This is a genomic window from Dietzia alimentaria 72, from assembly GCF_000226215.1.
Lineage (GTDB): Bacteria > Actinomycetota > Actinomycetes > Mycobacteriales > Mycobacteriaceae > Dietzia > Dietzia alimentaria.
In genome coordinates, this window is the sequence record NZ_AGFF01000023.1 from 465,677 (window position 1) to 487,515 (window position 21,839).

Sequence of the window (21,839 nt, forward strand, 5' to 3'; positions counted from 1 at the left end):
GCATGTCCACACCCGCAACCCCGTCCTCCGAGCCCACACCCGGCGGCGAGGTCGTGGTGGTGTTCGGCGGTCGAAGTGAGATCGGTCTGGCCGTCGCCCATCGCCTCGCCCCCGGTCGCTCCATCGTGCTGGCGGCCCGTCCGGGCGGCGACGTCTCGACTCTTGCAGCCCCACTGATGGCAGCGGGCGCGGTCGCTGTGGAACTGGTGGACTTCGACGCCGACGACCTCGACTCCCACGCTCACGTGGTGGACGACGTGGAGTTACGGATCGGGCCGATAGACATCGCGGTACTGGCGTTCGGGATCCTCGGCGACCAAGAGTTGGCCGAACGTGACGCGAGGGCAGCCGCCCGGATCCTGCACACCGATTTCGTGGCCCAGGCCGCGCTGCTCACCGAACTGGCCGAGCGGATGAAGTCCCGCCACCGCGGCGTGTTGGTGGCGTTCTCCTCTGTGGCCGGCCAACGGGTCCGACGCGCCAACTACGTCTACGGCTCGGCCAAGGCGGGTCTCGACGGCTTCGCTTCCGGCATGGCCGACGCCCTCCACCGAACAGGCGTCACACTGGTGATCCCCAGACCCGGATTCGTGATCGGACGGATGACCACGGGCATGGACCCGGCACCGTTCTCATCCACCCCGGACCAAGTGGCCGACGCCGTGGTGGAGCGGATTCTCGACCGCCGGGCGGGCGTCGTGTGGATCCCGTGGCAGCTGCGGGTGATGTTCGCCGTCGCACGAGCGGTACCCCAGCCGATCTGGCGGCGGATGCCGCGGTGAGCAGTACGCCCGCACCGGGCACGCAGCCGACACAGGTCCACCTGGTCGGCGTCGGGCCGGGACCAGTCGATCTACTGACCGTCCGTGCATCTCGGCTGATCGCCGTCAGCGGCACGTGCCTGTACGAGCACGGCCCCGTCCCGCCGCAGATCACGGCTCTGTGCTCGCCCACCGCGCTGGTGGTGGACACCACCGCCATGCCGACAGAAGACGCCGTGGCAAACATCCGTGCGGCCGTAGGGCGCGGGGACAGGGTCGTCCAGTTGTACCCCGGCGATCCCACTCAGCATCCAGCCCTGATGACGCTGACCCGGGCACTCGATGCCGAGAAGATCGACTGGGAACTCGTCCCGGGTATCCCCGCCCCCGCCGCGCCGGAGTCACCGAGTCAGCCCCCGGCTCAACCCCCGACCGCCGCGAGTCGCGCCGTCTCGCAGCGGGCGTCCTCCACCGAGACTCCCGGCCTCATCCTCATACTGGGTGGCACCGGTGAGGCGCGCAGGTTGGCCGATCTCCTGGTGACCGCCGGGCTCGACGTGGTCACCTCGCTCGCCGGGAAGGTCTCGCGTCCGCGGCTGCCACGGGGCGAAGTGCGTATCGGCGAGTTCGGTGGCACCCAAGGACTCGCACGCTGGGTGCGAGAGAACGCCGTGAGCGCGGTGATCGACGCAACCGACCCGTTCGCTACGGAGATCTCCGGGTCGGCGATCGACGCCAGCCGCGCCGCCGGAATACCGCTGCTGCGCCTGCACCGCCCCCCGTGGACGGCGCAGGATGGCGACCAGTGGATCCATGTACCGGATATGGGCGCCGCGGCGTCCGAGGTGAGCGGGCGTTTTCGCCGACCGATGCTGACAGTGGGAAAGCTGGGAGCCACCGCGTTCGCCGACGATGCCCGCGGCTCCTACCTGATCCGCTGCGCCGAACCGCCTCCGGGACGACTCCCGCACCGCTACCTCCTGGTGCTGGACCGGGGTCCGTTCGGTGTGGAATCCGAGCGGACCCTGATGTCGCGCCACCGGATCGATGTGCTGGTCACTCGCAACAGCGGAGGAGAGAGCTCCGAGGCCAAACTTGAGGCCGCGCGGGACCTGCACATCCCCGTGGTGATGGTCGAGCGACCTGGCTCCCCGGAGGCTCCGGACACGGTGCACTCCGTCGACGAGGCCGCCCGCTGGTTGGTGGGACGTTTCGGTTCACGCTGAGCCTGTGGCCCACGGCGAGTCGACGTCGAAAATCATCCCCATGGGTGCCAGCACGCGGACCACTTGTTCGGCCATGCCCTCAGTGAGTTCGTGGAGTCCGATCACCCTGTCCGCCGAAATGGTGCTCGGACGTTCGATCGCGCCCAAAAACTCGGCGAGTCGCGCGGGTACGAGCCCGTGAGGGACCACCGCTAACAGACTCACCAGTCCATCGGATGTGTCCACCCACCCGACGCGTGGCGCCTCGACCGGTCGCTCGTCTACAGACGTAGTGCTGCCGGCATCCGAGAAGGCAGACGCGGTCAACGGGTGTGAGCCCAGTAGGTCGACGACGACGTCGTGCATCCGCCCCGAAACCGGCATCCTCTCACCCCCGTAGGACTCTGTCCAGAATTCTATCGCCACCTCGACGAGCACGGTCGCCGCATCCTCCGCCGGAGCCAGGAATCCCACGTCCCGCCCAGCCACGTGGATCCGTACGTGCTCCGAGGATGCCACCGCCGCCGCCAGGTCCGGGGAGTGCGCGAGAACGTCGCCGGAACCGTCGTCGAGACCGAACAGGACGTCGCTTCCCCGGCCGGTTTCGGAGGCGTGTTCCAGGAGCGCCGAGGCGAGCCTTTCGGGCAGATCGGCAAGATCGTGATGCCCGGGGAGTCGACCAGCCATGGGCGAGGCGAGGATGTCGCGGGCGCGTGGATCGGCAAGGCCTGCGGGAAGACCCGCAGCGGCGAATTCTGCGGCAGGTACGGCGGCGCCGCCGTCTCTGGAGATCCGCATCCCGCCCCGGGGCGTGATCTGGATATCGGCACGATGCGCGGAGGCCAGTGCGGCCAGGCCGGTCCAGTGATCCGGGAGCAATCGACCTCCGGGGACGTGTACTGCGCCCTGCCCGCGGGTGGAGTCGTCGTGAGGGTGCGCGCTGTTCATGGGGTCTCAGCCTAGGCGTGTCCCGGCGCACCGGGTGAGGGGCCGGCTCACCCCGGACCGGCCGGGTCCCGATCGTGCGCCATAATCGGGCACATGACCGCTTTCCTGGCCAGCGGTGGCCGTGTCCTGACCCCCGCCTCACGTGACGCCACCGCCCTGGCGTACGAGAACGGCGTTGTGGCGTGGGCGGGATCCGACGCTCCCGGGCCGGCGCTCTTCCCCGAAGCCGAACGGGTGGACCTCGAAGGCGACTGGGTGGCGCCCGCGTTCGTCGAGTGTCTGGCAGCCGGGCTGGACGCGACCGCGATGGCAGCCCGGGGCGTGATCCCTGCGGACCTACCCGAGCCCCATGGCCCCGAGCGGATCGCCGACCGTGTCCGGGCGGGGGAGCGAGTGGTTCTGCATGCCGGCACCGATCCCGTCGAGGTGTCGGCCGAGCTGAGCAGTCTGGCCCGCGAGCTCGGCGGCCCGGCCGTCGCCCGATGCACGCCAGTACTCGTCGGCGTCGCCGGTGTGATCGACGATCAGACGCTGGCCGCGCTCGCGGCGGTGGGCACCGTGGTGGTGCTGCGGCCGCTGGTCGACGACCTCACCGGCATCGATCTGGTGCGCATCGCGGCCTCCGGGGTCACCCTGGCGGCGTCGTCGCACAACGGTGACGAGGTCCGACCCTGGGAGTCGCTGCGAGCGCTCACCTCTGTGCCCGGTGGTCGCGGACTGTCTCCTCGAGCAGCGTTCACCTCCGCCACCCGTGGTGCCCGACGCGCAGCAGGAGCGCGCGACGGCTCCGAGGGCACTCTCACCCCGGGCTCCACTGCGACGTTCGCCCGCTGGAAAACCGGCGAACTCGCGGTGGTCGCCGCTGATGACGCCGTCCAGCGGTGGTCGACCGATCCCCGCTCAGGGGTGCCGCCCATGCCCGACCTCACCGGCCCGGACCCCGTACTCCGGGGGCTCGTGGTGGACGGCCAGCCCGCCGGCCCCGCGTAGTGATCCCACTCCTCACGCGGCTCCTCGGAGCGGCCGCTGCCGGCGCGCTCCTCGCCATCTCGTTCCCTCCGGTCGGTCTGTGGTGGACGGCGCTTCCCGCGATCGCGCTTCTCGTCGTCGTCCTCTCCCCACTCTGGGGAGCCGCGCCACGGGCGCGGACGGGAGCACTGCTCGGGTTCGTGGCCGGGCTCGTGTTCTTCCTGTTGCTGGTTCCGTGGGTGGGCCTCTACGTGGGCGCCTACGCCGCCTGGGGCCTGTCTGTGGTGGAAGCGCTCTACCTGGCCGCGTTCGGCGCCGGTGCCACCGTGATCCTGCGCGCCGGTCTCGACCACGGGGTACGCGCCGGGTCGCGAGTTGTGGGCGCCACTGTCGGCATCGCGGGGTGGTGGTCGCTGTGGGAATGGATCCGGTCATCCTGGCCATGGGGAGGCTTCCCGTGGGGCCGACTGGCGTTCGGGCAGCCCGACGGGCCGTTTCTCGATCTCGCCGGGGTCGGAGGTGTGCCCCTGCTGAGCTTCGTGGTGGCGGCGATCGGCTCCGCCCTGGGGATCGCCGCGGTGCTGATCGTCGACGGTCGCACTCGCTCTGGAGGCCGGCAGGTCATCCGGCTTTGCGCAGTCCTGGTGGTCGCCGTCGCCGGAACCGCCGCCTCCGCTGCACTCGCATCCTCGCGCGACGGCCAGGCGGACGAGGTCACGGGCGGCGGCGAGACCGTCAACATGGTGGCGGTTCAGGGGAACGTCCCCCGCCTCGGACTGGACTTCAACGCCCAGCGCCGCGCCGTCCTGGACAACCACCTGCGGGTCACCGCAGATTTCGCCGACAAGGTGGACGCCGGCATCGCCGCTCCACCCGACCTCGTGCTGTGGCCCGAGAACGCCTCCGACATCTCGCCGATCTCCGACCGGCTCGCCGGAGCCCAGATCAGCATGCTCTCCCGACGACTGGACGCCCCGATTCTCGTGGGAACCGTTCTTCCGACCGGGCAGGAGCGTGAAGCCACCAACTCGTATCTCGTCTGGGACGGTAACAGCGGCACCCCTGTGACCGACCGTCACGACAAGAGGTTCATCCAACCGTTCGGCGAATGGCTACCCCTGCGCGCGCCGATCGAGAAGCTGTTCCCCATCGCGCGCAGCGCCGGACACTTCGTCCCCGGCGACGGCGACGGACTCGTCCACGCGGGGGGCGTGAATCTGGGCGTGGCGATCTGCTTCGAGGTGGCCTTTGACTCCGCTGCGCGCGTGCCGGTCGCCCAAGGCGCGCAGATTCTCACCGTCCCCACCAACAACGCCACGTTCGGCCGCTCTCCCATGACGTACCAGCAATTGGCCATGTCCAGGGTGCGGGCTGTGGAACACCACGTGCCCGTCGTGATTTCCGCCACCAGTGGGGTGAGCGCGATCATCGAGTCCGACGGAACTGTGCAGCAGGAGACCGGGATCTTCGAACCCGCGGTGTTGGCGGCGCAAATCGAGGTTGGTGGGGCCGGTACAGTGGCAACCCGACTAGGCGGCATCCCGCAGGCGGTGTGCTGTCTACTCGGACTCGTCGGACTGGCATGGGCGTTGATCCACACCCGGCGCCGGCCCGCGACCGACCACGAGGAGACGTAAGTGACCGACCCGACGACACCTGCTGGCGACGCGCTTTCCGCGCGCACCTTGGTGATCATCCCGACCTACGACGAGCGCGACAACCTGCCCGGCGTAGTGGAGCGGTTACTCGCGTCAGCACCCGACGTATCCGTCCTCATCGCTGACGACAACAGTCCCGACGGCACCGGCCGGGTGGCGGACCAGCTCGCGGCCGAGGACCCACAGGGTCGGATCAGTGTCCTGCACCGCAAGGGTAAAGAGGGCTTGGGGGCCGCCTATATTGCGGGCTTCCGATGGGGCCTCGAACGCGGCTACACCGTAATCGTGGAGATGGATGCCGACGGCAGCCACCCGCCAGAGCGACTACCAGCGATGCTGGACGCCGTTGACGCCGGCGCGGACCTCGCGATCGGCTCCCGCTACGTCCCCGGCGGCGCCGTGGAGAACTGGCCGTGGCAACGCCATGTGATCTCCCGTGGCGGCAACGTCTACTCCCGGATCATGCTGGGCGTGGGGATCAAGGACATCACTGCGGGCTACCGGGCCTACCGGGCGGATGCGCTGGCCGAACTCGACCTCGACGCGATCGAGTCCAAGGGCTACTGCTTCCAGATCGACATGACCTGGCGGCTCCTCGGCCACGACCGTGAGGTCACGGAGGTGCCCATCACTTTCACCGAACGCACGGTCGGGCAGTCCAAGATGAGCGAGTCCATCTTTCGCGAGGCCGCCGTGAACGTGGCGCGGTGGGGCTGGGAGAAGCGTCGACGACAACTCGCGGCTCTCTTCGGGCGTCGATCGGGTACTGATCCCGTCCACTGAGCGGGCGGACACGCGAAAAACGCCGCACCCCTGCACAGGGGCCGCGGCGTTCTCTCGTGGTGGGTGGCGGCGGGCCGACGCTGGCGTCAGCGCGCTCCCGCGCGGCGACGCTTCTTGAGCAGGTCCATCCGTTCCTTGAGCAACTCCTCGAGCTCCTCCAACGAGCGGCGCTCGAGCAGCATGTCCCAGTGGGTACGCGGCGGCTTGCCCTTCTTGACCTCGACCGCCGGGCCGTCAATGAGCTGGCCCTCCTGGCCGTTCTTGCACATCCAGGTGCCGGGGATCTCCGCGTCGTCAGCGAACGGAACCTCGTAGACCTCACCGTTCTCCGTCTGGTACCGGGCGAGCCGGCGCGGGGCGAGGTCGTGGTCCCGGTCGGTCTCGTAGCTCACCGCACCGAGGCGGCTTCCCCTGAGGACTCGATCTGCCATGCGAACTCCTTCTGCCGTGTCCGTCTGCGCCGATCCCTGCGGATCAAGGCAGACGCTGCGTGGTGCCTAACAGTGTCAACGCCACGGGAACCCCGAAATGTTCCCACGAGCCGGTGTCGCGGGGTACTCCGGGGGCGGTCTGGGTACTCTGACGAGCGTGGAATCCGATGTCCGAGCCGACGAGGCCCCGCCCCGGAGGGGTGAGGCCTCATGCGCGTGGTGCGGTCGTCCTGTCAACGAGGGGGGCACCGGACGGCGCCGTCGGTACTGCCGCCGCTCCTGTCGGCAGCGAGCCTACGAGCAACGCCGATCCCTGCGGATGCAGGAGTTGCCCGAGGGCACCGTGGTACTCACAGAGTCCGAATCGGCCGACTTGATGGACCGGATGTTCCAGCTGCGATGTGCCTGCGAGGACCTCAACACGGCCATCACCGAAGGGGAGGAGCCCGCCGAGCTCAAACGGATGTCGGATGACCTCGTCGCGGCCGCCCGCCGGGCCGAACGACTCCGATGACGCGAGCCATCGAGCTTGCTCGCAAGTGGTGGGAGCAGTGGCGCCTGTCTGTCACGGGCCTGATCGTGGCCGCGCTGCAGGCCTGGGTCTCGCTCATGCCCTCCCTGGTACCGCGGTCCTGGTACTACCAGGGCCTCGTCACCGGCGCGGCGATGGCCGTGGGCTACGGACTCGGCGTCGCGGTGAGGACGATCTGGAAACGTTTCGCGGCACCGAGGATCAGACTGCACCCCGACGTCTTGGCGCTGAGCGACCGACTGCTGAAGTTCGCCCGGCTCTCTGCACCATATGTCCTGGTCGTATACCTCATCACCGCCACGTCCACCGCGATCCGCTGGCAGGACCAGGTCTCGGACCTCGTGGGATCGCCTCGCCCACCATGGGCCGACTACATGCGCATTCCGTGGGTGGCCCTGGCCGTCTTCCTCGGCCTGGTCGTGGCGACGCGCCTTCTCCGGGCCGGGTACCGGCGATTCGTCCGATCGCTCCGCCGACGGTTCAACGTAGGGGAGTACACCGCTCGTGTCACCGGGGTCGTAGTGGTTTCAGCGCTGCTCCTGGGCATCGTCCAGGGTGTTGTCCCGCGACTGTTCTTCGAGGGTGCCAACCGGATCTTCAGTGTTCAGAACGATGAGGACCTGCAGGGCGCGAGCCAGCCGACAGTGCCCGAACGCTCGGGGAGCCCGGATTCCCTGGTGGACTTCGCGGAGCTCGGATTGCAGGGCCGGCGTTTCGTCTCGGGCGGGCTCAACCGGGACCGGCTGAGCGAGCTCCTGGGGGAGGAGGCCCGCCAACCCATCCGCGCTTACGCAGGTTTGGAATCGGCCCCCACCGACGACGAGCGGTCCCAGCTCGTGGTGGACGAGCTCGACCGCACCCGGGCGTGGGAACGCGAGTCAGTCGTGATCGCTCCGACCACCGGAACCGGCTGGATCAATCCCAATGCGGCGCAGGCCATCGAGCTACTCTCCGCCGGCGATGTGGCGATTGTAGGAACGCAGTATTCCTACCTGCCGAGCTGGATCTCGTTTCTCGCGGATCGCGAAAAGGCCGAGGCCGCGGGCGCATCTCTCATCGAGGCCGTGATCTCGTGGCGTGACTCGTTACCGCCGGACCGACCGCACCCCAAGGTCTACGTCTACGGCGAAAGCCTGGGAACTCAGGCCGGGGAGGCCGCATTCTCGGGAATTCGCGACATCCGCTCTACCGTGGACGGCGTGCTCTGGATGGGCCCGCCTCACTCCAACCGCATCTGGCGCTCGCTGGTGGATCGACGCGATCCGGGAACACCGGTGACCGAACCAGTGTATGCCGACGGCCTACTCGTGCGGTTCTGGGAAGATCCGGCGGAGTTCCGAAGCGATGACACACCGTGGATCCCGCCGCACGTGCTGTACGTCCAGCACGCGACGGACCCGGTGGTGTGGTGGACGCCGGACCTGCTGCTGAACCGCCCGGCGTGGTTAGCGGAGCCGCCAGGGAAGGGCCGGCACCCCGGCATGATCTACATGCCGGTCCTGACCTTCTTCCAAGTGACCGCCGACCTCGGAAACGCGATCGGTGGATCGCAGGGCTACGGGCATCTCTACGACCATCAGATCCTCGACGGGTGGGCATCCGCCACGGGAAGACCTGGGTGGGACGACGACGAGTTCCAGCGGTTCGCCGGCGCACATGCCAAAGCCATGGAGGAACAGGACCGCGGCTGAGTCCGACTTCCCGCCACGTCGCCGACGGCGGTCTACCGTTGCGCTGTACCGCGCAGACGAGGAGACCAGCGATGAGCACCCACACCGCAGACACGCACGATGTCATCCGCGTCCTCGGCGCACGGGAGAACAATCTCCGATCGGTGGACGTGGAGCTACCGAAGCGTCGACTGACCGTGTTCACCGGCGTGTCTGGTTCCGGGAAGAGCTCGTTGGTCTTCGCGACCATCGCCGCCGAGTCTCAGCGGATGATCAACGAGACGTACAGCGCGTTCCTCCAGGGCCTGATGCCCACACTCGCGCGACCGGAGGTGGACGTCCTCAGCGGACTGACCACTGCGATCGTCGTGGATCAGGAGCGGATGGGCTCAGATCCCCGGTCTACGGTGGGCACGGCCACCGATACCGGGGCTATGCTGCGCATTCTCTTCAGCCGCCTGGCGCAACCGAGCATCGGCGGCCCCAGGGCGTACTCGTTCAACGTCGCTTCGGCGTCCGGCGTCGGAACCCTGAAAAAGGCCGACGGGACCCGACAGAAGGCCGAGTTCTCGATCACCGGCGGCATGTGTATCCGCTGCGAGGGCCGGGGGACAGTGTCTGACTTCGACGAGGACGTCCTGGTCGACCGGTCCAGATCCCTGTCGGAGGGCGCGATCACGGTCCCCGGCTATTCCATGGACGGGTGGTACGGGCGGATCTACTCAGGGTCCGGATTCTTCGACATGACCAAGCCGGTCGCGCAGTTCACGGACGATGAGATGCACATGCTGCTGCGTCTCGAGCCCACTAAAATCAAAGCCGACGGCATCAACGTGACCTTCGAAGGCCTCATCCCCAAGATTCAGAAGTCGATGCTCTCCAAGGACATCGAGTCGATGCAGCCCCACATCCGGGCCTTCGTCGAGCGGGCCGTCGTGTTCACTACCTGTCCGGACTGCGGCGGTAGCCGGCTCAACGAGGGCGCCCGGGCCTCCCGGATCAGCGGGGTAAACATCGCCGACGTCTGCGCTATGCAGATCACCGAGCTCGCCGAGTGGCTGCGCGGCCTCGACGACCCCTCCGTGGCGCCGCTGCTGAGGTCCCTGCAGCACACCCTGGATTCGTTCGTCGAGATCGGGCTCGGATACCTGTCGTTGGACCGTTCCGCTGGAACGCTGTCGGGTGGCGAGTCCCAACGCGTCAAAATGATCCGGCACCTCGGCTCCGCGCTGACCGATGTGACGTACGTGTTCGATGAACCGTCGATCGGGCTGCATCCGCATGACATTCAGCGCATGAACCGGCTGTTGCTGCGCCTGCGGGACAAGGGCAACACTGTTCTGGTGGTGGAGCACAAGCCGGAGGTGATCGCGATCGCTGACCATGTGGTGGATCTCGGCCCGGGAGCTGGCACCGAGGGCGGCGAGATCTGCTTCGAGGGAACCGTCGATGCCCTTCGCACTAGTAGCACCGTCACCGGTCGACACCTCGAAGACAGGGCATCACTCAAGGAATCCGTCCGCACCTCTACCGGCGTGATAGAGGTGAGAGGCGCCAACGCCCACAACGTACGGAACCTGGACGTGGACGTCCCCCTCGGCGTGCTGTGCGTGGTCACCGGTGTGGCCGGATCGGGCAAGAGCTCACTGATCCACGGTTCGGTGTCTCCACGGGACGGCGTGGCGGCAATTGACCAGACGGCCATCCGTGGCTCGCGCCGGAGTAATCCTGCGACCTACACCGGCCTTCTCGAGCCCATTCGTAGAGCATTCGCCAAGGCCAACGGCGTCAAGCCGGCCATGTTCAGCCCGAACTCCGAGGGCGCATGCCCTACGTGCAAGGGCTCGGGCGTGATCTACACCGACCTGGGCATGATGGCCGGAGTCTCCACCACCTGTGACGAGTGCGAGGGGAGGCGGTTCCAAGCGGAGGTTCTGCAGTTCAGATTCGGCGGCCTGAACATCAGCGAGGTTTTTGAGATGTCCGTCGCGGCGGCGGAGGAATTCTTCTGCGCGTCAGAGGCGACGATCCCGGCCGCGCATAAGATTCTGGTCAGGCTACTCGACGTGGGATTGGGTTACGTTCGTCTCGGCCAGCCGCTGACCACGCTGTCCGGCGGCGAGCGCCAGAGACTCAAGCTGGCCGCACAGATGGCAGAGAAGGCCGAGGTCTACGTCCTCGACGAACCGACGACGGGCCTCCACCTCGCCGACGTGGCGAACCTGATGACGATGCTCGATCGACTGGTGGACTCCGGGAAGTCGGTGATCGTGATCGAGCACCACCAGGCGGTGATGGCGCACGCGGACTGGATTATCGATCTCGGGCCGGGGGCCGGCCACGACGGCGGCCGGGTGGTGTTCGAGGGGACGCCCGCTCAATTGGTCGCTGACGCTGCGACGGTAACCGGCCAGCACCTGTCGCGGTACATCGACGCCACTCGACGGGGGAGTCGACTAGGCGTCGATTAATGTTGACGGATGGCTGTTAACCAGTACCCGGAGATCGCGTACGGTATGGCCGCCCGCGCCCGGCAGGAAACTGTGGGCGTGAACCACCCTCGCGAGTTGGGCGACTTCGAATTGGAGACCACGGATATCGCACTGATTCGGCGTGCAGACCATTTCTTTCTCTCCAGCGTCACCGAGTCCGGATGGCCGTACGTGCAACATCGCGGGGGTCCGGCCGGCTTCGTGCACGTGTCGAGCCCAACGAGGCTGGCATGGGCCGATTTCCCCGGCAACAGGCAGTACGTCTCCACCGGGAACGTGGACCACAACGATCGCGTGTGCCTGTTTTTCGTGGACTACCCCACAAGAACCCGCCTCAAGGTATTCGGCCACGCTCGGATTATCGAGCCCGCTTCCGATCCCGGACTCGTGGATGAACTCAGAAAGATGGGGGAGAAGCAGTACACCGGCCGGGTGGAGCGCGTGTTCGTGGTGGATCTGGTCGCGGCCGACGCTAATTGCAGCAAGCACATCACGCCCCGCTGGGACCGCACTTACATCGACGAGTTGACCGCGGTCTACCGCCGTCAGCTCGAAGACCAGCGGACGCAGGAATAAGTAACGCGCGGGTACGACCAGGCCTAGGCCGTCGCTTGCTCGGCACCGTCGAGTGACGCCACGAACTGCTGCGCGAGTGTACGGAGCCGGACAAGATCCTCTGCTGGCAGAGTCAGCCTGTCCAGTAACGAACACTGGATACTTTCCGCCTGCTCTCGCAGGTCGCGACCGGCCTCGGTCAGATGGATACGGACGCTACGTCCGTCGTCCGTCGAGCGGGACCGGGCGACCAGCCCGGCGGACTCCATCCGCGCCACAAGGGGGGAGAGGGTCCCCGAATCGAGGAGGAGCTGCTCTCCTAGTTGGCGGATCGTCAACCCGTCCTCTTCCCACAGGGCGAGCAGAGCGAGGTATTGCGGGTAGGTCAATCCCACCGAGGATAGGGCCTGGCGGTATGCGGAGGTGGACGCCCGGGAAGCGGCGTAGAGCGCAAAGCAGACCTGGTGGTCCAGACGGAGTTCAGAGTCCATAGCCCAAGTATTACGCAGATTCCAGTTGCGCACAATCAAGTTGTGCGCAATGCTTATGCCATGAAGACACCACCACAGCATCTATCGGCCTCCGGAGACCACACGCCCTCGACGCGCAGAAAGCGGGCGGGCGAGACCGCCCGCCATCTCGGCAGGGCCCTCCTCGGCGCGGCGCTAATCACTGCGGGCACCGGCCACCTGACCAACCGACGCGAGGAGTTCCAAGCACAGGTACCCACCTGGGTTCCGCTCGATACGGACTTCGTTGTGGTGAGCTCCGGCGTCGTCGAATTGGCGCTCGGAACGTCGTTGATCCTGGCGCCGGCCCGAATCAGGCCCGCTGTGGGTGGTGTGACGGCGGCGTTCTTCGTCGCGATCTTCCCAGGGAACATCTCACAGTACGTCACGGGCACAGACGCCTTCGGCCTGGACTCCGATCGAGCCCGACTCATCCGATTGTTCTTTCAGCCCGCACTCGTGGCATGGGCACTTTCGACCACCGGCGCTTGGCGCCAGCTTCGATCGCGCCGGAACTGATTCGGCAACAGCTTCCCGCCCCACCTCATAACGTCACGGTGACGTTATGCGGTGGGGCTTCCGGCGGTCGGGTAGCGACACCCCGGGGCCTGTCGGCGGCGGACGGCTCGGCACATCACGCCGCAACGATCGGATCCGATCCGATCCGATCCGATGCCCACAATGCAGCGTGCAGCGTGCGTCCACGCACATCGACGATGCCGTCGATTACTGCAATCCGATGCACAATCCCAACGGGTGGGCGCTAGCGGTCATCGGCGGTACGCGCCCGGAGAATCCACTCGGCGCCCGAGCGATGCCAGATGTCCGGAACGAAACGCACCATTGGATCCTGCACCCTGCGCGCTGCACGTTCCCCAAGTGCCGATAATCTACATTATGTAAAGTAAACCCCTACGTGTTACGTGTGGTGCCCGGCCAGCATCCGCCCCGCGCCGATGCGACGGCACTGAGGCCACCGCCGACTCTTCCACCGGTCGCGAAAGTCACGTCCCCTTGAGGTTCATGACCTGCCGAAGGGTGTGCACGATCTCTACGAGGTCGGCGGCGTCGCCCATCACCTGATCGATATCTTTATAGGCGGCCGGGATCTCGTCGACCCACGCATCGCCGGGCCGGTAGACGATCCCCTCCATGGACTTGTCGAGGTCGGCTGCGGTGTATCGCTTCTTGGCTTGGGTGCGTGACATCCGCCGGCCGGCACCGTGCGGTGCGGAGAACAGTCCGGCGGCATTTCCTTTTCCGCGGACGATGTATGAGCGCGTCCCCATCGAACCCGGGATGCACCCCATTCGCCCGCGGGTGGCATCGATCGCCCCCTTGCGGGTGAGCCACACTTCCCTGCTGTCGAGTTCGACACGCTCGGTGTAGTTGTGGTGGCAGTTGACGCGTTCGGCTTCGCCTGCGTCGTGGTCGCCGAAAAGCCGAGCCAGCTGAACGAGGAAACGATCCATCATCTCGTCGCGGTTAAGGCGGGCGAACCGCTGTGCCCACCGCAATTCCGCGAGGTATTGCGTGAACTCCGCGGTGCCCTGCTCGAGGTACGCATGGTCACGGTCCTCGAGTCGGATCCCCTGCTGCGCGCACTGGGACTGGGCGATCTTGATGTGCTTCTGGGCGATCTTGTTGCCCACACCGCGGCTTCCGGAATGCAGGAAGCACCACACCGCCCCGGACTCGTCGAGACAGAGCTCGATGAAGTGGTTCCCGCCGCCCAGGCTCCCGAGCTGCTCTCGCCACTTCGGCGAATGGGTCAAGTCGACGTGATTCGCTGAGGCAAGGGCCTCAAGCTCGTGAACCCGGGCACGTGTGTGGCTGTAGTGCACGGCTCGGTTGTAGTTCCCGGGAGACAGCGGTATCGCGCTCTCGACCCGGTCACGCAATTCCACGAGATCTATGCGGTGGAGGTCGGCCTGTGTGTACCGAGTGCGGGCGGCCACCATCCCGCAGCCGATATCCACTCCGACAGCGGCGGGGATCACCGCCCCGACGGTCGGGATAACAGTGCCTACCGCGGACCCTTTCCCCGCATGTGCGTCCGGCATCAAGGCGATATGGGGGTAGATAATCGGTAATCGCGCGAGGGCCACCGCTTGATCGACGGTTCTCTCGTCGATGGCTGACGCCCAGGACAGTACATTCGGAGCGAGATTAACGACCATAAGATCATTGTCCCAGGTTTGGCCGTGGGCAGAGCCAGCCAGCTGATCAAGGCGGAGCGCCCTACTCGCCCCGTAGTCGGAAGATCCGATACGAATTCGCGCCAGCAGAGCGGTTGCGAAACTGGATTGGGGTCTTATCGTGGGGGAATCCAGTAAGGAGACGACACATGCGTGAATTGTCGGAGTCCTCCCCCGGCACCCGTCCGCTGGGGTGTGTGGTGTTCGGGCACGACTACCGCTTTACCGCGGACGGCGCCATTATGCGGTGGACGTGCAGCCGCGGCTGCGATATCGGCGGTGAGAAGACATATCCAAGCGCCGAAGAAGCAAAACGGTTTGCGGAAGCGTTTGATCGGCGTGACTCCAATGACATGGGGAGAAGGGCCCCTCTGATCGGGCTACTGCCGCTCCGGCTGTGGCGCAAGCTCAAGTTTCCGGACGAGAAGAGGTCATCATGAGCTCAGGAAGCGTGCAGTTGGGCACTATCACAACGCAGGTGCCGTCGCGACTGGACCGATTGCCGTGGTCTAAATTCCATTGGCGGGTGGTCCTCGGACTGGGCGGCGTCTGGGTCCTGGACGGCCTCGAGGTCACGATGGTCGGCAGCGTCGCCTCCCGTCTGACCGAGGCCGGATCCGGCATCGAGATTAACGCCGCCCAGATCGGTTTGGCCGGAGCGATCTACATCGTTGGCGCCTGTCTGGGTGCCTTGTTCTTCGGACAACTCACCGATCGCTTCGGACGCAAAAAACTGTTTATTCTCACGCTGGCCGTGTACCTCATCGCCACAGTGGCCACCGCGTTCGCCTTTGCGCCCTGGTTTTTCTATCTGGCCCGCTTCTTTACCGGCGCGGGCATCGGCGGAGAGTATGCAGCCATCAACTCGGCGATCGACGAACTGATCCCCGCTCGCGTCCGAGGTCGCGTTGACCTGATCATCAACGGCTCGTACTGGCTGGGGGCCGCACTCGGCGGGCTCGGTGCGGTCTTGCTGCTCAACACCGACATCTTCGCCATCGACTTCGGCTGGCGTCTCGCGTTCGGCCTCGGCGCCGTGCTGGGCATCTTCGTACTCTTTGTCCGGCGAAACGTCCCCGAAAGCCCCCGCTGGTTGTTCATCCACGGTCAGGAAGACGAGGCGGAACGCATCGTTTCAGGCATCGAGAAATCGGTGGAACAGGAAACCGGGGAGCACCTTCCTGAGCCGGAGGATTCGCTGACCATCCGTCAGCGCAAGGCCATCCCCTTCCGCGAGATCGCCAAGGTCGCCTTCAAGCTGTACCCCAAGCGGGCGATCCTCGGGTTCTCATTATTCGTCGGGCAGGCCTTCCTCTACAACGGCGTCACCTTTAACCTCGGCACTCTTCTTAACGGGTTTTTCGACGTCGCATCCGGTGCGACCCCGTACTTCATCGCACTGTGGGCAATATCTAACTTTGCCGGCCCTGTGCTCTTGGGTCACTTCTTTGACTCCGTCGGCCGTAAACCCATGATCACCGGCACCTACGTCGGGTCCGCAGTGCTGGCAGCAATACTGGCCATCGTGATGCTCTCCGGCTCGGAAAATCTTTGGCTGTTCATGGCGCTCTTGATGGCGACCTTCTTCGTTGCCTCCGCCGGAGCGAGCGCGGCCTATCTCACGGTCAGTGAAATCTTCCCGATGGAAACCCGTGCCCTCGCGATCGCGTTCTTCTACGCCATCGGCACCGCTGTCGGTGGGATTAGCGGTCCCCTGCTCTTCGGTAACCTCATCGAATCCGGCGACCGCGGTCTGGTCTCAATCGCCTTCTTCGTCGGCGCCGCCGTCATGGCTCTGGCCGGACTGGTCGAGGTCTTCTTCGGCGTTAAATCCGAGCGCGCCAACCTTGAAGATATCGCCATGCCATTGACCGCAGCAGAAGCAGAGGACAAGTGACAAACTAGAAAAAGGGGCCGAACGAATCTGCGGATCGGCTGGGAGAAGATTGAGGGCTGTTAGCGCAGTTTTGCACAATCGGAACCGAACTCTGCTTGCCGGTTATGGAACAGCACTCCCTTTGGCATGCGTAGTGGGCATTTCAAATATCGCATTGTCCCGAGATGTCTCCGATAGCTTGTATGGTCTCTACGCGATCGTGACCCTTGTAGCGATTGTTTTAATAACGGCCACCACAACCAGTGTGGTTTTCTGGGAGCGTTCACTCAGGCCATTGCTCGTCTTGACCGTCGTGAGCCTACTGATTACCGTCGCCTTTTTACCCTTGTCCCTCCGCGAGCAAGACGAGCCGGTCATTTTCTGGCCCGGCATACTCACACCGGCGGGCGTTGTGGTCGCGACTGGAGCGATCACCGTTCTGCTCGGGCGACTATCAGCGCCGTGGAGAAGAACGGGATGAATGTGGGCAGTGGCGAAAGGACGTGATCGCTATGTCAGATCTCATGGACCGTGTCCGCGATCTGCCGAAGGGCGGCCAGATGTGCACGCAACGCACGGTGCCCAGAAGCAGTCAACGACACCCACACTTTGTCCTTGGCACGGGTGGATCCGTACTCCCGAACCCGGCGTACGTACCCGTGAGTTTCCAGCACTCCGAGCTGCTTGGTCAGGGCGGCGTCGCTGAGCCCGATGAGGTCACGAAGGACACCGAACTTCATCTCCGTGTCGGCTCGTCGCTCATCCTCCGTCGCCCCAGCCGAATCCAAAACAGTACAGATACTCAGGCGGTCGATCGGACGGATGACCGGATCGATCCCCGCGGTCACCGGCGATCACCGAGCTGCCGCAATATCCAATAGGTATGAATCCCGGCCAGGGTCCCCACCACGGGACCCACCCACGTCGGCAGGTCCGAGACGAGCGAGGCCACCGGAATCCACATGGCCCACAAGGCCGGCCCCCATGCACCGGTCGCCGCCAGCTTGTCCAAATGCTGCCATGGGCGCACCCGCACGAGCGGGTTGAACAACAGTCGGCGAAGCGCCAGGAGAAGAACGCCGAGTACCGCTAGACCGGCCACGAACCATGGATATCGCTCCCATACGGCGACCGTGCCCGTAAACGCGTACACCATGCCCAGCACCACAGCCGGCCACCGGCGAGGCACCCACGACACCGACTCGGACAGTTCCAAGACCGCCTGGAGCGCCGCCTTCGCCTCGCGCGGAGAGATCCCCACTTCCCCGGTCCCCCTCGTTTCCATAGACGAAACCGTAAGGTACTGCCGTCAGGAACAAAAGGAGCCGGCCGAATGCGTGAGCTCCCTATTCCGTGCTTGCGCGCGACATCGGCGACGGATGGGAGGATGGCCGCATGCACACCTCGGACAGCAGGCAGCGAGATCGTGACGCTGAAGGGCGCGCGCGCAATTCGCGCCCGAGGGACGAACTGGGCCGCCCGCTCCCGCCAGGAAGTCCCGGGGTCGAGCGCATTCCCGATGATCTGGAACTCACGCCCTACGAGTCCTTGGAATGGGCGCAGGAGCTGCTAGATCAGGGTCTCGCCTTCAATGCGCACGAAGTGCTCGAAGGGGCATGGAAGAGCTGCCCCGGCACCGAACGCACGCTCTGGCAGGGCCTAGCCCAATTGGCTGTCGGCATCACTCACGTTCAGCGGGGCAACATCAAGGGCGCGTTGACGCTGCTCGAGCGCGCCGCGGAGCGTATCGGGTTCAACCCCGCTCCGGCCCCGTACGGGATCGATGCGCCCGGGTTGATCTCGTACGCTGAGCACCTCGCCGCCGAGCTACAGCGGGGCGACGTTCCGGCGCCAGATCGATTGAAGCCACGTCTGGCCGTTGATAGTCCTGATCACTGACAGGCTGCCCGTGCCTGGGATCCGAGCTGCTCCCCCGCCGTCAAGCCAGTGCCGTCAAGCTCGTGCTCGAGCCAACAATAGGCTGGGGCGGTGAGCGAGGTCGTCCACACCGGTGCTGCACTCGCGCCGATCGCCGTGGTGCTGGCACTGCTTGCACTGCGGGTTCCCTCCATCCGGGCGGGGACGGCCGGGCTGATCAGTGCGGTGATCGCGGCGGCGACTGTCTACATGCCCGACGACGACGAGATCATCACCGCCGCCACCCAGCTCGGACCAACGGTCCTCGAGGTCGCTCTGATCCTCCTCGGGGGCGTCACGTTGGCCACCGCGCTGTCCGGCACCGGCGCCAGCGACCATATCGCCGGATGGTTGGAAGAAATTGGCTCGAGCGATGACCGGGTACCTGCGATTCTCCTCCTGGTCTTCGGTCTCACACCGTTCATGGAGTCGGTCACCGGTTTCGGGCTGGGTGTGGTGATCACCGCGCCACTGCTCGTCCGCATGGGCCTGTCCCCCGTCAAGGCAGTGGTCTCGGGGCTGCTCGGTCTGGTCCTGGTCCCGTGGGGCTCACTCGGGCCCGGCACCCTGGTGGCCGCCGAACTGGGCGGGCAGGACTTCGGGGAACTCGGATACTGGTCCGCGCTACTGAGCCTGCCGATTCTGGTCGTGAGCATGGCGACTGTCCTCGTCGTCGTCGTGGGCTCCCTCCCTGCCCCGCGACTGGCGGCACTGTGCGCGGCCATCGTGGCCACCCAGTGGGGCGCGCTCGTCGCCGCCAACGCGCTGGTGGGGCCTCCCCCGGCCGGCGTCATCGCCTCGGCTGCCGTGATCGCACTTCTGCTCGCGGCGGCCCGGTTACGGCACGGCCCGGTGCCCGCGGTCAGCTGGGGCCTCTGGCGGGCCGGCATGCCGTTCGCAGTCCTCCTCACCGGGATCCTCAGCACTACCGCTGCGCTCGACGTCCTAGGCTCCCCGCCCGCCCTCGCGTGGTCCGCCTCGCCCGCGCTATGGGTGATTGTGGCCGCGGTCATCGCGTTGCGAGTGTTCCCCACCGCCGACCAGGGAGTGCGTGGGTTGCTCATCACGGCTTTGAGAACCTGGACGGCGGTCGCCGCCAACGCGGTGGTGTTCATGCTGATCGGCATCGTCATGGCCACCGCTGGCATGGCCGCCCATCTCGCCGGACTAGCCACGGGATTCGGCCCCACGTCACTGGCGTTCATCCCCGCTGTCGGCGCACTCGGCGGCTATCTCACGGGTAGCAACACCGGCTCAGCCGCCATGTTTTCCAGTGCCACGGCCAGCGCCGCCACAGGCCTGGGCGCCGATCCGCTCGTCGCGCTGGCCGGGCAGAATGTCGCCGGGTCGTTCTCGATCATTGTCTCTCCCCCGCGCGTCGCTCTGGCGGTGGGCGTGGTGATGACCGGTCGTACCCGCCTCCCGGGCCGCGTCACCAGAACGCTCGCGACGGCCGTCCTCGCGGCGACCCTTACGCTCGGAGCTGCGGTTTTCGCCCTCGCGTGATCGAGGCGGTCACGGCCTGACCGTGAGCGACTGCGACACCGTACCGAGCGGTCCGTTCCGGTCGTGAATGACGCTGGCGGTGAGTCCAAGCCCGCCAGGACCGAACGTCACTCGTGTGTCGAATCCAAGCCACTCCCCGACCGGATCGCGGACCAGGTGGGCGGTCAGGTCGATGTTCGGATAGTGCACCGCCGTCGGATCGACCCGCACCGCCATCCCGTTGGCGATATCGAACAGACCGGCCATCCGCGCGAGCGTGCTGATCTCCTCACCCTCCAGGAGCGGCACGTCAGTACGCACCCAGTAGCGGGCCCTTCCCGGCACATCAGATATCCGTCGCACCTCGGCGGATGCCAGGTAGCCGCCGCTCCAGAGCTCGGTGGGATCCCACGGCTGCATCTCGTCCGGCGCGGGAATGGCGTCGAATCCTCGGCCGGCAACACCGGTGGTGTCGCGGGGCTGCTGCAACCAGGCCCGCAGCCGGATGCTCTCTCTGTCGCGGTGGCCATACATAGCCTCCACCAGTTCAATGGTCCTGCCCGGCCGGATTACTTCGATCTCCACATCCATGACGTCCATCGGGACGACTCCCAACAGTTCGTAGGACAGGCGGGAGATCACCATGGGATCGTCGCGACGTGCGGCGAGGTCACGCTCAACCTGAGTGACGAGCAGTCCGAGCGCCGGCCCGATGTGTTGCATCGACTCGTCCCACGCGCCGCTGACGTGTGCTGTGGGGCGAAATGAGTCAGCTCCGACGCGCTCAAAATATGCCATCGTTCGCCCTCCCGTCGGTGAATGATGATTAACTGAAATCGTACACATCACACGAGGAGTCGCCATGCAGAACGACACGTTCGACGAGTTCGCCACCCCCCTCAACAACAGGTTTCTGGAGGACTACACCGAGGGCGCCCGGTACCGATTCGGCGTGGAATCGGTGGACGCCAACGAGATCATGGAGTTCGCACGCCGTTACGACCCCCAGTCCATCCACACGGACCCCGACGCCGCGGCATCCGGCCCGTTCGGCGGACTGATCGCCAGCGGATGGCAAACCGCGGCCCTCATGATGCGATTGTTCGCCGACAACTACCTGACCAGCATCGCCAGCCTGGCTTCGCCCGGCATCGACGAACTCCGATGGGTCCGACCGCTGCGTCCGGGCGACCAACTCACCCTGCTCTGCGAGACCACCGGCGTACGGCCCTCACGAACAAAGCCGGACCGCGGGGTACTCACCACGGACGTCACTCTCATCAACCAGGACGGCGACCCGGTCCTCACCGCGACCGCGATGAACATGATCGCCCGCCGCAGCTGATACTCGATCTACAACCGCGGGGTGAGGTGGAAGAGCGGCAACTCACGGGTTGTGCGTGCGGCATAGATCTCGTAGTTCGGCCACACCCTGACCGCCGACTCCCAGGCGGATTCACGCTCATCGTGGGCCAACTCGCGCACGTCCACAGCCAGGCGTGCGCCGTACACGGACATCTCCACATCCCCCTCGCGGGCGGCGCGGAGATTGTGGACCCAGGCCGGCATCTTCGTCCCGCCCCAGTTCGACCCCACGATCACCAGCCCGTTATCCCAGGATGAGCACAGCAGTGGGGTACTACGCTCTGCGCCGCTCTTCCGCCCGGGAACGTGCAGAGTCAGGGTGGGCAGACCCGCAAGCCGCAACAACGGGACGCGGCCTCGGGAGATCCGAGACATCCACGAGTCGACGGTCACCACGAGATGTGAATTCTCGCGAGTGGCGTCCTGGCGCCCGAACCAGATCGCCACCGGGGTGAGGAAATTACTCATACGGAAGACCTTATGTC

23 protein-coding genes are annotated in these 21,839 nt (G+C 66.0%); 15 read left to right on the plus strand and 8 right to left on the minus strand.

Annotated features, from left to right (window positions below; all coding sequences use genetic code 11):
* The first annotated feature begins 2 nt into the window (after positions 1-2).
* Positions 3-782, plus strand: coding sequence for a decaprenylphospho-beta-D-erythro-pentofuranosid-2-ulose 2-reductase (locus ON04_RS11605; RefSeq protein WP_010541789.1), 780 nt, complete (start codon positions 3-5; stop codon positions 780-782).
* Positions 779-1,987, plus strand: a complete 1,209-nt coding sequence (locus ON04_RS16275; RefSeq protein WP_010541790.1) for a cobalt-precorrin-6A reductase — start codon at positions 779-781, stop codon at positions 1,985-1,987. Before ON04_RS11605 ends, ON04_RS16275 begins: the two co-directional genes overlap by 4 nt.
* Here the strand turns inward: ON04_RS16275 and ON04_RS11615 are convergent.
* The gene (locus tag ON04_RS11615; RefSeq protein WP_010541791.1) at positions 1,979-2,914 is read right to left on the minus strand and encodes a hypothetical protein; all 936 of its coding nucleotides are present in this window, start codon (positions 2,912-2,914) and stop codon (positions 1,979-1,981) included. The two genes, ON04_RS16275 and ON04_RS11615, sit on opposite strands and share 9 nt — an antisense overlap.
* 93 nt (positions 2,915-3,007) lie before the next feature.
* On the opposite strand from ON04_RS11615, the gene ON04_RS11620 reads away from it, so the two are divergent.
* From ON04_RS11620 to ON04_RS11630, 3 genes are read left to right on the plus strand one after another with little or no spacing between them, the layout of a single operon-like run.
* Positions 3,008-3,904, plus strand: a complete 897-nt coding sequence (locus tag ON04_RS11620) for an amidohydrolase 3 (protein WP_010541792.1) — start codon at positions 3,008-3,010, stop codon at positions 3,902-3,904.
* On the plus strand, positions 3,904-5,520 hold the full coding sequence (gene lnt / locus ON04_RS11625; RefSeq protein WP_010541793.1) for an apolipoprotein N-acyltransferase: 1,617 nt from the start codon (positions 3,904-3,906) through the stop codon (positions 5,518-5,520). Before ON04_RS11620 ends, lnt begins: the two co-directional genes overlap by 1 nt.
* Positions 5,521-6,324 (plus strand): polyprenol monophosphomannose synthase, encoded by an 804-nt coding sequence (locus ON04_RS11630; RefSeq protein WP_010541794.1) that lies wholly within the window; start codon positions 5,521-5,523, stop codon positions 6,322-6,324.
* Between the two features lie 86 nt (positions 6,325-6,410).
* On the opposite strand, the gene ON04_RS11635 is transcribed toward ON04_RS11630, so the two are convergent.
* Entirely contained in the window at positions 6,411-6,755 is a 345-nt protein-coding gene (locus ON04_RS11635; RefSeq protein ID WP_010541795.1) for an RNA polymerase-binding protein RbpA, read from the minus strand.
* A 97-nt stretch (positions 6,756-6,852) separates the two neighbouring features.
* On the opposite strand from ON04_RS11635, the gene ON04_RS11640 reads away from it, so the two are divergent.
* From ON04_RS11640 to ON04_RS11655, 4 genes are all read left to right on the plus strand, one after another.
* Positions 6,853-7,269: a hypothetical protein gene (locus ON04_RS11640; RefSeq protein WP_029458309.1), complete on the plus strand. Its 417-nt coding sequence runs from the start codon at positions 6,853-6,855 to the stop codon at positions 7,267-7,269.
* On the plus strand, positions 7,266-8,978 hold the full coding sequence (locus ON04_RS11645) for an alpha/beta hydrolase (protein WP_010541797.1): 1,713 nt from the start codon (positions 7,266-7,268) through the stop codon (positions 8,976-8,978). Before ON04_RS11640 ends, ON04_RS11645 begins: the two co-directional genes overlap by 4 nt.
* 71 nt (positions 8,979-9,049) lie before the next feature.
* On the plus strand, positions 9,050-11,428 hold the full coding sequence (locus tag ON04_RS11650; RefSeq protein ID WP_010541798.1) for an ATP-binding cassette domain-containing protein: 2,379 nt from the start codon (positions 9,050-9,052) through the stop codon (positions 11,426-11,428).
* A 9-nt stretch (positions 11,429-11,437) separates the two neighbouring features.
* Positions 11,438-12,025, plus strand: a complete 588-nt coding sequence (locus ON04_RS11655; RefSeq protein WP_010541799.1) for a pyridoxamine 5'-phosphate oxidase family protein — start codon at positions 11,438-11,440, stop codon at positions 12,023-12,025.
* A 23-nt stretch (positions 12,026-12,048) separates the two neighbouring features.
* Here ON04_RS11655 and ON04_RS11660 read toward each other — a convergent pair whose 3' ends face one another.
* Positions 12,049-12,495, minus strand: a complete 447-nt coding sequence (locus tag ON04_RS11660; protein ID WP_010541800.1) for a MarR family winged helix-turn-helix transcriptional regulator — start codon at positions 12,493-12,495, stop codon at positions 12,049-12,051.
* A gap of 60 nt (positions 12,496-12,555) precedes the next feature.
* On the opposite strand from ON04_RS11660, the gene ON04_RS11665 reads away from it, so the two are divergent.
* Entirely contained in the window at positions 12,556-13,032 is a 477-nt protein-coding gene (locus ON04_RS11665) for a DoxX family protein (RefSeq protein WP_010541801.1), read from the plus strand.
* Between the two features lie 485 nt (positions 13,033-13,517).
* Here ON04_RS11665 and ON04_RS11670 read toward each other — a convergent pair whose 3' ends face one another.
* Entirely contained in the window at positions 13,518-14,693 is a 1,176-nt protein-coding gene (locus ON04_RS11670; protein WP_010541802.1) for an RtcB family protein, read from the minus strand.
* 167 nt (positions 14,694-14,860) lie between these two features.
* Here ON04_RS11670 and ON04_RS11675 point away from each other — a divergent pair, with 167 nt between their 5' ends.
* The gene (locus tag ON04_RS11675) at positions 14,861-15,151 is read left to right on the plus strand and encodes a hypothetical protein (protein WP_010541803.1); all 291 of its coding nucleotides are present in this window, start codon (positions 14,861-14,863) and stop codon (positions 15,149-15,151) included.
* Entirely contained in the window at positions 15,148-16,608 is a 1,461-nt protein-coding gene (locus tag ON04_RS11680) for an MFS transporter (protein ID WP_010541804.1), read from the plus strand. Before ON04_RS11675 ends, ON04_RS11680 begins: the two co-directional genes overlap by 4 nt.
* 494 nt (positions 16,609-17,102) lie before the next feature.
* Here the strand turns inward: ON04_RS11680 and ON04_RS11685 are convergent, their stop codons facing one another.
* Both ON04_RS11685 and ON04_RS11690 read right to left on the minus strand, forming a co-directional pair.
* The gene (locus ON04_RS11685) at positions 17,103-17,435 is read right to left on the minus strand and encodes a transcriptional regulator (RefSeq protein ID WP_010541805.1); all 333 of its coding nucleotides are present in this window, start codon (positions 17,433-17,435) and stop codon (positions 17,103-17,105) included.
* Entirely contained in the window at positions 17,432-17,872 is a 441-nt protein-coding gene (locus ON04_RS11690) for a hypothetical protein (protein WP_141564747.1), read from the minus strand. The genes ON04_RS11685 and ON04_RS11690 overlap by 4 nt, the downstream gene beginning before the upstream one ends.
* Positions 17,873-17,982: 110 nt before the next feature.
* Between ON04_RS11690 and ON04_RS11695 the strand changes: the two genes are divergently transcribed.
* Positions 17,983-18,486, plus strand: coding sequence for a DUF309 domain-containing protein (locus ON04_RS11695; RefSeq protein ID WP_010541807.1), 504 nt, complete (start codon positions 17,983-17,985; stop codon positions 18,484-18,486).
* A gap of 90 nt (positions 18,487-18,576) precedes the next feature.
* Positions 18,577-20,010 carry an L-lactate permease gene (locus ON04_RS11700; RefSeq protein WP_010541808.1) on the plus strand — a complete coding sequence of 478 codons (1,434 nt, stop codon included), beginning with the start codon at positions 18,577-18,579 and terminating at the stop codon, positions 20,008-20,010.
* Between the two features lie 9 nt (positions 20,011-20,019).
* Here ON04_RS11700 and ON04_RS11705 read toward each other — a convergent pair whose 3' ends face one another.
* Positions 20,020-20,787: a thioesterase family protein gene (locus ON04_RS11705; RefSeq protein WP_010541809.1), complete on the minus strand. Its 768-nt coding sequence runs from the start codon at positions 20,785-20,787 to the stop codon at positions 20,020-20,022.
* A gap of 64 nt (positions 20,788-20,851) precedes the next feature.
* Here ON04_RS11705 and ON04_RS11710 point away from each other — a divergent pair, with 64 nt between their 5' ends.
* The gene (locus ON04_RS11710; RefSeq protein WP_010541810.1) at positions 20,852-21,334 is read left to right on the plus strand and encodes a MaoC family dehydratase; all 483 of its coding nucleotides are present in this window, start codon (positions 20,852-20,854) and stop codon (positions 21,332-21,334) included.
* Positions 21,335-21,342: 8 nt separating this feature from the next.
* On the opposite strand, the gene ON04_RS11715 is transcribed toward ON04_RS11710, so the two are convergent.
* Positions 21,343-21,822 carry a nitroreductase family deazaflavin-dependent oxidoreductase gene (locus ON04_RS11715; protein WP_010541811.1) on the minus strand — a complete coding sequence of 160 codons (480 nt, stop codon included), beginning with the start codon at positions 21,820-21,822 and terminating at the stop codon, positions 21,343-21,345.
* Positions 21,823-21,839 lie beyond the last annotated feature (17 nt).